Raw genomic sequence first — 13,322 nt, forward strand, 5'->3', positions numbered from 1 at the left:
GCTTACCAGTCCTCGTGCTTTTTCGGGCGGACTGCCATCGGTGCTGCCGGGTGGGATGGCATTGGTTGCGTTTCATCCTTGCCTGCAGTGCTTGGTGTGCCGGGTTTGCGGATATTTGCCACGTTGGCGGCGGTCAACGCCGGTACAGAGCGATAGCAATGCAAGTGGCGCACCTGCTTGGCAGAGGCAAGCTGTACATCCACATCCAGCAAGCGCAATACCTTGAAAAGACGTTCAAAGCTGGCCGCAGCAGGGTTTGCTTCCAGCGCGGCATAGCTTTGCTGGGTGATGCCCAATTGCGCGGCGATGGCTGCCTGCGTCAGGCCTGCCTGCCTGCGGAACCCGAGCAAAATGGGGCGTAACTGCTGCACTGTCTTGATTTGGTAGTTCATGTCGCCTTCTGTTTGGCAGGCTTGTTTGCAGCCGCAACCGGGTTTGCCCCATACAGTGTATGAGCTGTTTTGGATTGATACAAATTAAAGGCTGTATTTGTTATTAACAGCTTATAGGCTGTATTTTTCGTTTCTGCGAAACCCGATCAAGCCGCCACATCGTGCCCGGAAAACGCCGAAACGGGCACGTGGCTGTTCTGCTCAAGTTGAACAAGCGCAGTGATGCGCGTTGCAATCAAACAAAAACAGCCCCTCAAGCTTGAGGGGCTGTTGTCCCTTGCCGCATTGCTTTGCGGCCGGGCGGCTTACTTCAGGATAGAGAACGAATCGCCGTACACCTTCCAGTACAGCGGTGTGTCGAGGTTGAGGTTGCCGTTGGTAAGGAACACGCGCTGGGCGGTTTCGATGCGGCTAACGTCTTCATGTGCGGCTTCTTTCTTCATTTCCACCACGCGGGCATCCAGGAAGGCGTTGAGGTAAGTCACCTCGGCGCCGCCGGCCGATGGTACCGATGCTTTCTTCAGTGCGGCGCGGCGTACGCTTTGCAGCCCTTCAAAACCGTGCACCACCGCGGCATCGTAGTAGGCAAACTGGCCCAGTGCATGCAGGCCATCCTGCTTGGCCAGCTTTACCGCCGGGTTGAAGTACACGGTATCGCGCTCGTATTCCTGGGCAGCCTGGAAGCGGCTGTCGGCTGCGGCGGTTTTCCAGGCGCTGGTGAAGTTCGGGTCCAGACCGGCGTGCGAAGCGGTGTTGTTCACTGCGCGCAATGCCGGCAGGTAGCTGGCCAGGTTGTTGCCCGGTACCTGCGCGGTGTAGTACTCCACCAGCTCCAGCATGTCGCCGGTGCCCGAGCAGAAGCCGATGATGCCGGCGGTGTAACCGCGGCCATCGCCGATGTCCTCGATATAGGCAAACTGGCCGCGCCAGTTGAGCGAGGAGTTTTCTGCGCTGGAGACCAGTTGCATGGCGATTTCCTTCTTCGCCGGGTCATCCAGGTTGGCGCCGCCCGGTACTGCGGTCGGTGCGGTTGTCGGCGTTGGCGTTACCGGTGCCGTGGTGGGCTTCGGGGTCGGTGTGACCGGCGCGGTGGTCGGCTTGGGCGTCGGGGTGATTGGCGCAGTAGTCGGTTTCGGTGTCGGCGTTATCGGGGCCGTGGTTGGCTTGGGTGTGACGGTGGGCACAGGAGTGTTACTGCTGCCGCAGTTGCCCAGGTTCTTCCACACGCCATCTGCGGTAGAGAGCGCGGGGTTATCGCCCTGTGTCCACCACTTGGCTTCGTAATTGACGTTCTGCTGCGTTACGCGCTGGCCGCCGGTGTACACGCTGGTGGCACTCCATGCGGCATAGCAGGTGCTGCTGACCGGGGTAGGCGTAGCTGGCTTGGGGGTGGCTGTCGGCGCGCTGGTAACCGGGGCACCGGTCGGCGTTGTGGTCGGCAGGCTGGTAGGTTTGCTGGTTGGCGTGGGGATTGGCGTGGCGGTGCTGGTGCCTTGCGCCGCCCACAGCGTGGGCGTGCCGGCCGGATTCCAGTTGGCGCCCACATAGGCGGTGTGCGTAACCAGTGCACGATAATCCTGGCCGTTGTAGCTGACCACGGTGCCTGCGGTGTAGGTAGTGCCTTCTTGCCAGCTGTCTGCTGCCAGCGCGGTGCTGATCAGCAGGCTGCTGCCCATCAACAGGCCCAGCAGTGGCTTGAGGGCGCGATAGGTGGTGTTTTTCATTGTGGTCTCTCTCCATCCCGGTGCGTGCCGGAACTGGTTATGGATGCGGGCAACACCTTTGCTGCCTTGGCATCGATTGCCGGCACATCTTTTCGTGTACGCGTGTTTCTGCCTAGCGGGCAGCGCGGGTGCTTTCACGGAATGTGCAACTTTTTCTGTATTTATCCATTTTAATCAATGGCTTGATTGCCTGGTGGGGCCCGGTTGGTTTTCACGGATTTGGCGTGGCAGCGTGCTGTTGCGGCACACTGGGGCACAGGTCAAACCCAAGGGGCAAACATGCAATACGTACTGATCATTCATGAAGTGGCAGATTACCCGGCGTGGAAGGCGGTGTTCGATGGTGCAGCCGGCATCCGGCGCGAAGCGGGCGAGCGCAGCTACCAGGTGCTGAAGTACCAGAACGAGCCGAACCGGATCGTGCACTTCTCGGCCTGGACATCGATTGCGGATGCGAAAGCGTTTTTCGAATCGCCACAGCTGGTGCAGATCAGGCAGGAAGCGGGCGTGAAGGCGCCGGAGTTCATCTATCTGGATCAGTTGGAGGCGGGGCAGCTATAGCACGCAGCTGTGCCTGAAAGGGCACGCAAGGACCAGATTGCCGTTGCGTGCGGGCGTCGATGTATGAGAACGGAAGAGGTATGGCGCTGTGCCGCTGGCCTACCCGTTACCGGTGGCGCGCGGGTTGGGTATTGCTATGCGGTGACTGCTTCGCTGGCACGGCTGAACATCGCCAGTACCTTGTTGCGTGCGGATGCGCTAGTCAGCCGCAATGCATAGATGAATTCGTATTCTTCAGCGCTCAGGTAATCCATTTTCCAGTCTGTGGGCGGGGGTGTATCGCCGCGCAGCACCAGCCGGGTTGCCAGGCTTTCGCCATGCTCCACCCTGGTGATGGGCCGCGGATAGCAGTTGCTGTCCTGGGTAACCACTTCCGGATCGAGTGGCCATACCAGCGCGGCTTCCCGCTGCAGCTCTGCAATCAGTTCAGAGGTTTTCATGTGCGTGTACCTTGTATGCACCTGGCAGCAAAGCACATTGCGCAGCCCCCAAGTCCAGCGATCATCCTACACGCTTATGTGCATTGTCTTACCATGCAACAGTACCAGCGGTAGGTATATTTCGGGCCCGCTGCCTGAGCTGCACAGGCAGGAGGTAGACGGGATGGCACGCTTCATGCCGGAGTACGCGGCGCGCCGGTCTAACGCGTGTTTTCCGGGCCCTGCTGCAGATATCTGTCGCGCAGCACCTGCAATTGCCCGCTGCGCGCCAGCGCATGGAAAGCCGCCTCGAAGCGCTGCAGCAGCTGTGGATTCACCTTGGGGTTGAAGGCGAAATAGCAGCCCTGACCGGGGTCCAGCACATAGGCCACCTGCAGCCGCGATGGCGGCAGACCGTACTGGCGTGCCTGGTACGCGTAAGAGAGCTGGATGCCGGACAGCAGATCGAAACGGCCGGCATAGAACATGCGGATCAGGCTGCCGGAGCCGGGCACCAGGATGGCCTTGTCCAGCGACAGGTGCTGTGCCTGGAAGATATCCAGATCCGCGCCATGCGTGGGCAAGCCGATGCTGTACTGGCCGATGTCGGCGCGTGAGGTGATCTGCACGCGCGTGTTGTCCTTGCGCTTCATCACCACCACCGCGCAATCGTCGATCGGCCCTACCCAGCGGTATTGTTTCTCGCGCTGTGGCGTGCGTACGGTGGTGAACAGCAGGCTGTCGGCATCCTCGCCGTTACGCAGCACCGCGCGCGGCCACGGCAGCACGGCGGTGTCCACCTGCAGGCCGGCTGCTTTGCTGACCTGCTGCAGTACCTCGACCGCCAGCCCGCGAAATTGCCCCTGCTCGGTAAAGTTGAACGGGGCGAATTCCTCACTGTAGGCGCGCAGGTCGGCCCCCGGGCAAGCGCTGGCCCACAGGGTGCTACACAGCAGCAGGAGCAAGCAGCGTTTCATCAATGCAATACGATCCACCACAGTGCCCGCCGATGCTGCCCTTGCCGGATGCAAGGCCAACCGGCGCCGTAGATCATTACAAAGGATAGCGGCGCGGGGTGCAACTTTGCACGCTGCGGCGGTGGCTGGTTGTGGTTTAAACCATAAGCGGGTTGGTGCCTGCGCACAGGCGTTGCGCGGCACGCAATGCATGCCCAACTTCTACCTGATATGGCTCCCAGCATAGTGGACAGGGACGCGAGGCCACGGCTGCGGAGCCCGAGCTGGCAGGCGGCGGGGGAGAGGGGCTGTGGCCGCCGCCACAGCTGCGCACGTGCAACTGTGCAGCCACTTTTGCTGCCGCGTTCTAGAATGGCAGCCAATGCCTTGCATTGTTGCAGGGGGATCGGTGGGCATGGGCCCACGGGTCGCTTGATGGTTGATCAGGCCCGGCATCTGGTTGCGGGCGGGGTGTGCAATGCGCAAAGGGTGCAGTCTGATGGCGATGATGGTGGCGGTTTTGATGTCGGCGTGCGCCAGCTTGCCACCGCAGGCGGACCGGGTGGCGACACAGGCACTGGCACGGCAGGCGGATACGCGGCTGGGCAATACCTATGCGGCGGCAGAACGGCAGCATGCGGACAGCACCGCCATGCACCTGCTCCCGGACGGCGTGGATGCTTTGCTTGCGCGCATCGCGCTGGCGGAGGCCGCAGATCACAGCCTGGATCTGCAGTACTACATCTGGCACGACGACCTGACTGGCCGGCATCTGGCGCATGCGCTGCTGCGCGCCGCAGACCGTGGCGTGCGGGTGCGGCTGCTGCTTGATGACCTGGGTACCAATGCGGATGACCAGGTGTTGCTGGCGCTGGCATCGCACCCCAATATCAGCGTGCGGCTGTTCAACCCGGTGGCCAATCGCCGCTTCAAGCGCATCAGCGCCTTGGTGGATTTCGGCCGCATCGACCGGCGCATGCACAACAAGGCGCTGATTGCCGACAACCAGGCGGCCATCCTGGGCGGGCGCAATATCGGCGATGAATACTTCGGCGCTTCCAGCGAGGTGGCATTCGGTGACCTGGATATCCTGATGCACGGCGTGGTGGTGCCGCAGGTATCCACCGCGTTCGATGCGTTCTGGAATGCGGATTCCGCCTACCCGATCGAGCGGCTGATGGGCCGTGCCGCCGCAGCCGATGCGTTGGCCGGCTATCGCGCCAAACTGGATGCCTTTGTTGCTGCGGAGCGGGCCAGCCCGTATGTGACACAGGTAGGGCAGCGGCTGGCGCAGTTCCTGGATGAAGGCGGCGTGGATTTTGCATGGGGCAAGGCCACGGTGCTGTACGACGACCCGGCCAAGATCAGCCGGGCGCCGGAAGATACGCAGGGGCATCTGCTGCCGCAATTGCAGGCGCTGCACGTGGCGCCCACCCGGCAGATGCTGGTGGTATCGCCGTATTTCATCCCCGGTGATGCCGGCGTAGCCTGGCTGCGCGGGCTGAGCGAGCGCGGCGTGCAGGTGACGGTGCTGACCAATTCGCTGGCTGCCACCGATGTCAGCGCCGTGCATGCCGGCTACCAGCGCTATCGCAAGGATCTGCTGGCAGCGGGCATCCACCTGTATGAGCTCAAGCCGGCAGCCAGCGACGATGGCAAGGCGCACAAGAAATCGCTGCTGGGGTCCTCGAAGGCATCACTGCACGCCAAGACCTATGTATTTGACCGCGGCAGCATCTTTGTTGGCTCGATGAACCTGGATCCGCGCTCGGTGATGCTCAATACCGAAATCGGCGTGTATTGCGAAAGCCCCATGCTGGCCGGGGAAGTGGTGGACAGCCTGCTGCCGCAGCTGGACCGGATTGCCTGGCGGCTGGCATTGCGCAACGATGAGCAGGGCCGGGAGCACATCGTCTGGATCGATAGCGAACCGGGTGGCGCGATTACCGAACGGGACGAACCGGAAGTATCCGCGCTGCGGCGCATCGGCATCTGGTTTTTAAGCATACTGCCGATTGAATCCGAACTGTGAACCGGCTGCCGTGGCTGCTGCCATGGCGGGAACCTCATGCTGCAATGCCCGGCTGTCATCGGCTGGCTGAGCGGCAATTGCCGAGAGTAACGCAATGATCGAACTGGAACTGACCAAGGCCTGGCTGGCGTTTTTGTCTTCACTGACTTGGCCCATCGTGGTGGTGATCGTGCTGTGCCTGTTCCGGCACAAGATTGCCGCGCTGAGCGAGCGGCTAAGCTCCGGCGAGGTGGCGGGGGCCAAGTTCAGTTTCAACGAAACCGCATCCGGCTATATCGAATCGCGCATCGATGATCTGGCCGGGCAGAAAGACCCGGAAAAGCGCGCCGCGCTGGCCGGTGAAATCAAGGATGTGGCCGCAGTGCTGGGCGGCATCCACCCGATCTCGCTCTCGCTGCTGATCAACGCCGGCGAGCCGGGCGGCCAGCTCTGGGTGGGCGATACCTACCTGAAAAAGAAAGAGCGCTTCGAGGTACTGCAGCAGCAGGGCCTGGCCAGCGTAGAAACCAAAACCATGAGCAACGGTGCGCTGGTGGCAGAACTGCACCTGACTGACAAAGGCCGGGGCCTGTTGCGCAACTTGGGTATGGAAACGGCGGTGGCACCTGTGCCGCAAGCCAGCACCATTGCTGCCGGAAGCGCGATCTAGCACCGCTCTGCCCTTTGTTGCCCAGCGAGGCAATCAGGCCGTTACGCCTGCCGGGCGGATATAGGCACCGCAGCGTTCAAAGTCGATCGACAACTGCTCAGCCAGCGTGGCGAACTGTACGCATTGCTGATCCAGCTGCTCCAGCGTCCATGGCCGGGAAATCGTTACAGTGACCTCCCAACCCTTGAAGATGATCAGTGTGCGTTTGGTGCGCTTGGTGACAAGCATGCCACGGTTGCCCAAGCCGGATATCAAGGCATCGGCACTTTTATGGTCTGCCGAATAAAAGTGGAATTCCACCGGGAAATCGATGCCCGGCACTAGTCCGACCCCCCAGCCATACCGACCACCAATTTGCGTTATGAATGACTTTTTCGTGTGCTGCACTGGCCATGGGAAAGCCTTGTAAAAATGCCGGAAGGCTACCCGGCAATGACGTTTTGAAGGGGGAAAATGGCTACGCTCTGCGGTTCGGCACGATGTGGATTGCTGCACCCGCAGAATCGCAGTTGCAGCCTAGCAGAGCTCGCATGAAGACAAGGCTGGAGATGCAATGGGATCAGGTGAGACCTGTTCACCAATTTCCCTTGCAAGACTTACACCAGGCTAACATGTTAGGCTTGCCATTGTAGTGCGATGCAGCATGCCGCGCAGTGCCTTGTCATCGCCATCACGCCAGCGCGTCGGGAGCCCGCCTGTGAGTAACGAGAGTTATCAGAACATCACGCTTCAGTTCAGCCAGGTTGCTGCTGGCCAGATGATCTTGCTGGATCTTGTGGCGGATGGCACGCCGATCAGTTTCAGCGGTGGGCCGGCGGGGCCAAGCTCGGGGATGCAGATCCAGGCGCAGCCATCGTTGCTGCTGAGCTCGTTCACGCTGAGCAGTGCCGAGTTGAGGATCATCGTGGCACCTGCGGCGGCCGATACCAGCAGCTTTTCAGTCAAATTGTACCTGGCAGCCAATCCGGGCATCGTGCGTTTCTTCCTGAAATCCCGCTCTGATCCAGGCGTACAGGCAAGTGCCGCATTGGGCTTTGCCACGCCACAAACGGTGGGCACCACCAACACCCCATTCAGTTGGAACCCCTGGTAGGCCAGCGTTGCTTGCATGCAGCATGGTGATCGAAGCAGGGCGGCTGGATGCGCGCTTCATTCAATGTGCTGATCGGCACGCAGTGCGGGCGTGAGACTGATACGGACAATCACGCAGCGGGGCAGTGCGTGCCGCAACGATAGAACGGCAGCCGGATTGGCTGGCGGCAAAACAAGCGAGACCAGATGACGGCAGAATGCAACCGATGAGCGATCTGCAACTTACTTTCGCTACCCAGCAGGATTGGGAAGACTGGCTGGAGCAGCACGGCGCAGATGCCAGCGTGGTCTGGCTGCGCCTTGCCAAAAAAGGCGCACCGCAGCCAACGCTGAGTTACGCACAAGCGCTGGAAGCGGCCTTGTGCTTTGGCTGGATCGATGGCCAGAAAAAGACGGATGACGCACATCACTGGCTGCAGCGCTTCACCCCGCGCCGTGCGCGCAGCATCTGGTCGCAAATCAACAAGGACAAGGCACAGGCGCTGCTGGATGCCGGCCGCATGCGCCAGGCTGGCCAGCGCGAGATTGCGCTGGCGCAACAGGATGGCCGCTGGGATGCTGCGTATACGTCCGCACGCAATTCGACCGTGCCGGATGACCTGCAAAGCGCGCTGGATGCCAATCCGGCTGCGGCCGCATGTTTCGCCACCCTTAACGGCGCCAACCGCTTTGCCATCCTGTTCCGGCTGCAAAATGCCAAAAAGCCGGAAACCCGATCGCGCAAGCTGGGCGAGTTCATCGACATGCTGGCACGGGGCGAGAGGCTGCATCCCTGAGGGATATCCACCCGGGGTGGTAACGGCACGAACGGTGCTGCGGCGCGATACCGGAATGAACATGTACTTCTGGAAAAACGATTCTCTTTTCAAACCTCGTATGCGCCGGCAGCGCCATGGATTCTGCCGGCCCACTATCACCCGGAGTTACCATGCCCAGCTACAAACCCGCTGAACACCGTGCCGTTTCGCCTTATCTGATCGTGCAGGATGCCCATGCCACGCTGGCCTTTCTGGTGCACATCTTCAACGGCATCGAGCGCTACCGGATGGCGGACGAACAAGGCGTTATCCGCCATGCCGAAGTGCAGGTTGACGATTCGGTGATCATGGTGTGCGGGCATCCGGATGGCCAGCAGGCCACGGTTGGCTCGGTGCATGTGTATGTACCGGATGTGGATGCCTGTTACGCGCGCGCACTCGCCGCTGGCGCTACCAGCATCAGTGCGCCCGCCGATCAGCACTATGGTGACCGCAGCGCCGGCGTGACCGATGCCGCAGGCAACATATGGTGGCTGGCTACCCACCTGAACCTGCCGGCAGGCGTAGCATGATCCGCAAGGCCGGTCAGGCCATCCCGCACCCGTTGAATGCGCCGGGCGATTTTTATGTGGAGGATGGCTGCTGCATGGCCTGCCTGATACCGATTGCCACGGCACCGGCATTGCTGGTTTATGACGACGATGCTGAACATTGCTACCTGCAGCGCCAGCCAGCGTCGGCAGCGGAAAACAGCTTGATGATCGAAGCGATCCAATTGGCGGAGGCACGCTGCATCCGCTATCGCGGCAGCGACGCCGGTATCCGCCAGACACTGGAACGATGTGGCGAAGCCGAACAATGTGACGGCCTGCCGTTGCAGGGCCACTGAATTTCGCTTGCCGACATGCGGGCAGGCCATGCGCTGGTTTACCTGCCAGGCATTGCCGGATTGCTGCAGCCATGCGCATGACGGATGCCACCAGGTACGAAGTTGAGGATTCAATGCCGTGCCATCTGGAGGCCATCACCGGTTGACCGATTCAGCGCAACTGATGGGCGCCTGAACCGGTGGCCAGCCTGAGATGCCCGGGCTGGCGGGTTATGGCAAAACCTGCTCCGGGGTATTGGCCTGGTGCAAGGGTGGTTTCCTGCATCACGACATCAATTTCATGAGGAATGGTAGTGAGCAGTATCGAGATTTTCGAAAATGAAAAGCCTGACGTCATCATCCGGATTACGCTGCAGGTATTGCGTGCAGCGGAAAAATTGCTGCCGAAACGGATGAGCAATGCGCTGGCTGGTGAGGATATCGATTTCAAAGCCTTGCTTGGCGATCAGTGAGAAAGCGCTGATTGGCCAGTTGCTGGAAGTGATCGATCACAAAGATAACGAACGCATCGTCATTTCGGTGACGTGAGTGCTGGTTAGCGTTTCGGCTGGCTGGCCGGTTTGCCGATATTGCGGTACTGGTGCGAAGGAAATTGCATGAAGTCCGGATCGGGGATGCACCGGGTGCCATTCGCGCCGGGCACGACTGTCAGGCTGCGCCGTTCATGGACGGCATGGCCGGTATGGGGAGGGGAGCCAACACATGACGATTGAACAACAACTCCACGAAGCCCGCGTCAAAAGCGCCGCGTGTGCTTATCTGATTGATTTGCTGTTGCAAAGAGCAGAAGTCACGCAGCCGGGTTTGATCCAGGCACTGATGGATGGCGTTGCTGCCGATCAGGCGGGCGTGGATGAAGACATCAGCGAAAAACCGTTCATTGATGACATTTTTGCCGAGACCCAGAAAATCCTGAAACGGGCAAATGGCCCATGGGTATAGATGGAGATGGCTGATTACGGCTGAGCGGCCATGCATGCCGCCTGATCACTTGATCGGGCAGCATGCTCATGCGTGCCGGGCCGGGGTTGATGACCGGCCGGATCGAATCAGCCGATCGGCATCAGACCGCAGACATCAACATGGGCGCGGTAATCAGATCATCGCCTGCATATCGGCAATGGTATGGCCGGAATTGGCGACCATTTGCTGGACGGCAGCCATGGCTTCGCGCTTGCGGCGCAGGGTTTCAATCCGGTTGCTCAGCGCGCTGGCTTCGCTTTGTTGCTGTGCTTGCAGTACGCGATCGCTGATGGATTTTTCCTGCTGGCCGGGTGCATCCTTGTTGGGGCTATCGCCAAACAAGGCATTCAATTCGGCGCGGGCGCGGCGAGCATCGCCATTCTGGGTATGTGTTTCTGTTTTCTTCATTGTGTATTGAGCTTTTATTGTGGCAGGTCTGGAATCGATCCAGCGCCAGCCCGTGCTGTTGCCTGCTGTGGGATATGGCTGCAAGGTATGCAGTACCCACAAAGAACGGTAAACAGCGATTGGTTCGGTGGCCGTGAGGTGGTCCACTTTGGCCGATGCCAGCCAGGGCGTTAAGCCTGCGTCAGCTGCATCGTGCAAAAGCCCCGCATAGGCGGGGCTTTTGAAACAACCATTCAGCGCTGATTAAGCAGCTTGAATATTGGTTGCTTGCGGGCCCTTGGCGCCCATGCCTTTGGTGTAGGTCACTTTCTGGCCTTCTTGCAGGCTCTTGAAGCCATCCGACTTGATCTCGGAGAAGTGAGCGAACAGATCTTCGCCACCTTCAGACGGGGAGATGAAGCCAAAACCCTTGGCATCGTTGAACCACTTGACTGTACCTGTTTCCATGATGAAATTCCTTAAATTGATTGCGAGCGTATGCCCAAAAAATGCACGACATCAAGGAATAGATACGGGAACAAGGTGTGCTGCGGTGAGGCTAACGATGTAACTATAGGTCTTGCGCTTGAAAATCCTGCAACACCTGTTTTACGGACTTAATCACCGCAGGTAAAGCTTTTTCTGCAGTTATTTGTGCAGGGCAGTGCCGGTGTGGGTGCGATAATTGCGGTTTCGGGGCGTATGCCGGGCTGTTTTGCCCATATGGCACTGGCCCGCCCGGTCCTTGCTTTGCCCGGGGTGCAGCGCTGTTCCCGCTGGGCTGCCGGGTTGGCCGCACTGGCTGCAAGCCAGCCCCAACGATCTGCTTGTATTCAATATCGCGCCGCATGGCCTGCGCCGCGCCGGAGTTCTTCATGCCCGACCTCAACCCCGCCACGCTCAGAATCAATGTGCTCAGCGGTTTTACCGTATCGCTGGCGCTGGTGCCCGAAGCGATTGCCTTTGCACTGCTGGCGCATGTCAGCCCGCTGACCGGCCTGTATGCGGCTTTCATCGTCTGCCTGCTGACCGCCGCGCTGGGGGGCAGGCCGGGCATGATCTCGGCAGCTACCGGCGCGCTGGCGGTGGTGATGGTCAGCCTGGTCAGCCAGCATGGCGTGGAATACCTGTTTGCCACCGTGGTGCTGATGGGCATCCTGCAGCTGCTGTTTGCCGCGTTCCGGCTGGGCAAGTTCATCCGCATGGTGCCGCACCCGGTGATGCTGGGTTTCGTCAATGGCCTGGCCATCGTGGTGTTCCTGGCGCAACTGGGGCATTTCCGCCTGCCAGCAGCGGGTGGCGTAGCCGGTGACTGGATCAGCGGGCAGGCGCTGTGGGTGATGCTGGGGCTGATTGCGCTGACCATGGCCATCATCTACCTGCTGCCGCGGCTGACCACGCTGGTGCCATCGTCGCTGGCAGCCAACTTGCTGGTCAGCGCGCTGGTGGCCGGCATGGGCATCAAAACCCGTACCGTGGGCGATATGGGGTCGATTGCCGGCGGCCTGCCGCAGTTCCATATCCCGCAGGTGCCGCTGGACCTGCACACGCTGTATATCGTGCTGCCGTATGCACTGATCCTGGCCACCATCGGCCTGCTGGAAACGCTGCTTACCCTCAACCTGATCGACGAGATCACCGATACCCGCGGCAAACCCAACCGCGAGAGCATGGCGCAGGGTATCGCCAACGTGGTGGCCGGCTTCTTTGCGACCATGGGTGGCTGCGCGATGATCGGCCAGAGCATGATCAATATCGGCAACGGTGCACGCCACCGGCTTTCCGGCATTGTGGCGGCGCTGTTCCTGCTGGGCTTCATCCTGTTCCTGTCGCGCTGGATCGAGATGATCCCCATGGCGGCGCTGGTGGGCGTGATGTTCGTGGTGTGCCAGAAAACCTTTGCCTGGGGCAGCCTGCAAACACTGACGCGGATTCCCCGCCAGGATGCCATCGTGGTGATCGGCGTGACCGTGATCACGGTGCTGACCGATCTGGCGGTGGCCGTGCTGGCCGGCGTGGTGTTTGCCGCACTGGTGTTTGCGTGGCAGCACGCCAGGCAGATGCGGGCCAGTACCCATATCGATGCCGCTGGCCGCAAGGTGTATGTGCTGCAGGGCAGTCTGTTTTTTGCCTCTACCGCCAACTTTGCCGCGCTGTTCAACCCCGGCACAGACCCCGGGCAGGTGGTGATCGACTTCCGCAATGCGCGGGTGATGGATCATTCCGCCATCGAGGCCATCGATGCGCTGGCAACGCGCTACCAGCAGGCTGGTAAATCGTTGCAACTGCGCCACCTCAGCCCGGATTGCCTGGAGTTGCTGGTGCGCGCCAAGCCCATGGTGGAAGTGAACGAATACGAAGACCCGCATTACCGGATTGCGGATGACCGGCTGGGCTGAGAGCCGCTAACAAAACCTTGCTGGCCGCGTTGCGGGCGGGCGGCGAGCTGGGGCGCCTGGCTGGTGGCGCCGAGCCGGGGGCGCCGAGCCACACTTGCCGT

18 protein-coding genes are annotated in these 13,322 nt (G+C 60.7%); 10 read left to right on the plus strand and 8 right to left on the minus strand.

Features of this window, described 5'->3' with window-relative positions:
• Nucleotides 1–2: 2 nt before the first annotated feature.
• Nucleotides 3–392, minus strand: coding sequence for a helix-turn-helix transcriptional regulator (locus tag IGB42_RS09135; protein WP_159670331.1), 390 nt, complete (start codon nucleotides 390–392; stop codon nucleotides 3–5).
• A gap of 305 nt (nucleotides 393–697) precedes the next feature.
• Complete coding sequence (locus tag IGB42_RS22540; protein WP_159670333.1) at nucleotides 698–2,116, minus strand: chitosanase; 1,419 nt, start codon at nucleotides 2,114–2,116, stop codon at nucleotides 698–700.
• A gap of 279 nt (nucleotides 2,117–2,395) precedes the next feature.
• Here IGB42_RS22540 and IGB42_RS09145 point away from each other — a divergent pair, with 279 nt between their 5' ends.
• Nucleotides 2,396–2,677: a putative quinol monooxygenase gene (locus IGB42_RS09145; protein WP_159670336.1), complete on the plus strand. Its 282-nt coding sequence runs from the start codon at nucleotides 2,396–2,398 to the stop codon at nucleotides 2,675–2,677.
• A gap of 134 nt (nucleotides 2,678–2,811) precedes the next feature.
• Here the strand turns inward: IGB42_RS09145 and IGB42_RS09150 are convergent, their stop codons facing one another.
• Both IGB42_RS09150 and IGB42_RS09155 read right to left on the minus strand, forming a co-directional pair.
• The gene (locus tag IGB42_RS09150) at nucleotides 2,812–3,117 is read right to left on the minus strand and encodes a hypothetical protein (protein WP_159670339.1); all 306 of its coding nucleotides are present in this window, start codon (nucleotides 3,115–3,117) and stop codon (nucleotides 2,812–2,814) included.
• Between the two features lie 200 nt (nucleotides 3,118–3,317).
• Nucleotides 3,318–4,061, minus strand: coding sequence for an ABC transporter substrate-binding protein (locus IGB42_RS09155; RefSeq protein ID WP_159670342.1), 744 nt, complete (start codon nucleotides 4,059–4,061; stop codon nucleotides 3,318–3,320).
• Nucleotides 4,062–4,575: 514 nt separating this feature from the next.
• Here IGB42_RS09155 and IGB42_RS09160 point away from each other — a divergent pair.
• Nucleotides 4,576–6,084 (plus strand): phospholipase D family protein, encoded by a 1,509-nt coding sequence (locus IGB42_RS09160; protein WP_201799881.1) that lies wholly within the window; start codon nucleotides 4,576–4,578, stop codon nucleotides 6,082–6,084.
• Between the two features lie 94 nt (nucleotides 6,085–6,178).
• Nucleotides 6,179–6,733, plus strand: coding sequence for a hypothetical protein (locus IGB42_RS09165; RefSeq protein ID WP_159670348.1), 555 nt, complete (start codon nucleotides 6,179–6,181; stop codon nucleotides 6,731–6,733).
• Nucleotides 6,734–6,766: 33 nt separating this feature from the next.
• Here the strand turns inward: IGB42_RS09165 and IGB42_RS09170 are convergent, their stop codons facing one another.
• Nucleotides 6,767–7,054: a ribonuclease E inhibitor RraB gene (locus tag IGB42_RS09170; protein WP_159670351.1), complete on the minus strand. Its 288-nt coding sequence runs from the start codon at nucleotides 7,052–7,054 to the stop codon at nucleotides 6,767–6,769.
• A 376-nt stretch (nucleotides 7,055–7,430) separates the two neighbouring features.
• On the opposite strand from IGB42_RS09170, the gene IGB42_RS09175 reads away from it, so the two are divergent.
• The 4 genes from IGB42_RS09175 (at nucleotide 7,431) to IGB42_RS09190 (ending at nucleotide 9,472) form a co-directional block, all read left to right on the plus strand.
• On the plus strand, nucleotides 7,431–7,826 hold the full coding sequence (locus tag IGB42_RS09175) for a hypothetical protein (RefSeq protein WP_159670354.1): 396 nt from the start codon (nucleotides 7,431–7,433) through the stop codon (nucleotides 7,824–7,826).
• Between the two features lie 205 nt (nucleotides 7,827–8,031).
• Nucleotides 8,032–8,601 (plus strand): YdeI family protein, encoded by a 570-nt coding sequence (locus tag IGB42_RS09180; RefSeq protein ID WP_159670357.1) that lies wholly within the window; start codon nucleotides 8,032–8,034, stop codon nucleotides 8,599–8,601.
• Nucleotides 8,602–8,753: 152 nt separating this feature from the next.
• Nucleotides 8,754–9,155: a glyoxalase/bleomycin resistance/extradiol dioxygenase family protein gene (locus IGB42_RS09185; RefSeq protein WP_159670360.1), complete on the plus strand. Its 402-nt coding sequence runs from the start codon at nucleotides 8,754–8,756 to the stop codon at nucleotides 9,153–9,155.
• A complete protein-coding gene (locus tag IGB42_RS09190) occupies nucleotides 9,152–9,472 on the plus strand; it encodes a ferredoxin (RefSeq protein ID WP_159670363.1) in 321 nt (106 codons plus the stop codon). The genes IGB42_RS09185 and IGB42_RS09190 overlap by 4 nt, the downstream gene beginning before the upstream one ends.
• A gap of 151 nt (nucleotides 9,473–9,623) precedes the next feature.
• Here the strand turns inward: IGB42_RS09190 and IGB42_RS09195 are convergent, their stop codons facing one another.
• The gene (locus IGB42_RS09195) at nucleotides 9,624–9,872 is read right to left on the minus strand and encodes a hypothetical protein (protein WP_159670366.1); all 249 of its coding nucleotides are present in this window, start codon (nucleotides 9,870–9,872) and stop codon (nucleotides 9,624–9,626) included.
• On the opposite strand from IGB42_RS09195, the gene IGB42_RS22440 reads away from it, so the two are divergent.
• Together IGB42_RS22440 and IGB42_RS09200 are read left to right on the plus strand one after the other, a co-directional pair.
• A complete protein-coding gene (locus tag IGB42_RS22440) occupies nucleotides 9,872–10,000 on the plus strand; it encodes a hypothetical protein (RefSeq protein ID WP_255461449.1) in 129 nt (42 codons plus the stop codon). The genes IGB42_RS09195 and IGB42_RS22440 overlap by 1 nt on opposite strands.
• Nucleotides 10,001–10,174: 174 nt before the next feature.
• Entirely contained in the window at nucleotides 10,175–10,414 is a 240-nt protein-coding gene (locus IGB42_RS09200; RefSeq protein WP_159670369.1) for a hypothetical protein, read from the plus strand.
• A 153-nt stretch (nucleotides 10,415–10,567) separates the two neighbouring features.
• On the opposite strand, the gene IGB42_RS09205 is transcribed toward IGB42_RS09200, so the two are convergent.
• Both IGB42_RS09205 and IGB42_RS09210 read right to left on the minus strand, forming a co-directional pair.
• Nucleotides 10,568–11,041, minus strand: a complete 474-nt coding sequence (locus IGB42_RS09205; RefSeq protein ID WP_159670372.1) for a hypothetical protein — start codon at nucleotides 11,039–11,041, stop codon at nucleotides 10,568–10,570.
• A gap of 45 nt (nucleotides 11,042–11,086) precedes the next feature.
• Nucleotides 11,087–11,290, minus strand: a complete 204-nt coding sequence (locus IGB42_RS09210; protein ID WP_159670375.1) for a cold-shock protein — start codon at nucleotides 11,288–11,290, stop codon at nucleotides 11,087–11,089.
• Between the two features lie 407 nt (nucleotides 11,291–11,697).
• On the opposite strand from IGB42_RS09210, the gene IGB42_RS09215 reads away from it, so the two are divergent.
• Nucleotides 11,698–13,221 (plus strand): SulP family inorganic anion transporter, encoded by a 1,524-nt coding sequence (locus IGB42_RS09215; RefSeq protein WP_159670378.1) that lies wholly within the window; start codon nucleotides 11,698–11,700, stop codon nucleotides 13,219–13,221.
• Nucleotides 13,222–13,322: the final 101 nt, after the last annotated feature.

It is taken from the genome of Andreprevotia sp. IGB-42 (genome assembly GCF_009848685.1).
Lineage (GTDB): Bacteria > Pseudomonadota > Gammaproteobacteria > Burkholderiales > Chitinibacteraceae > Andreprevotia.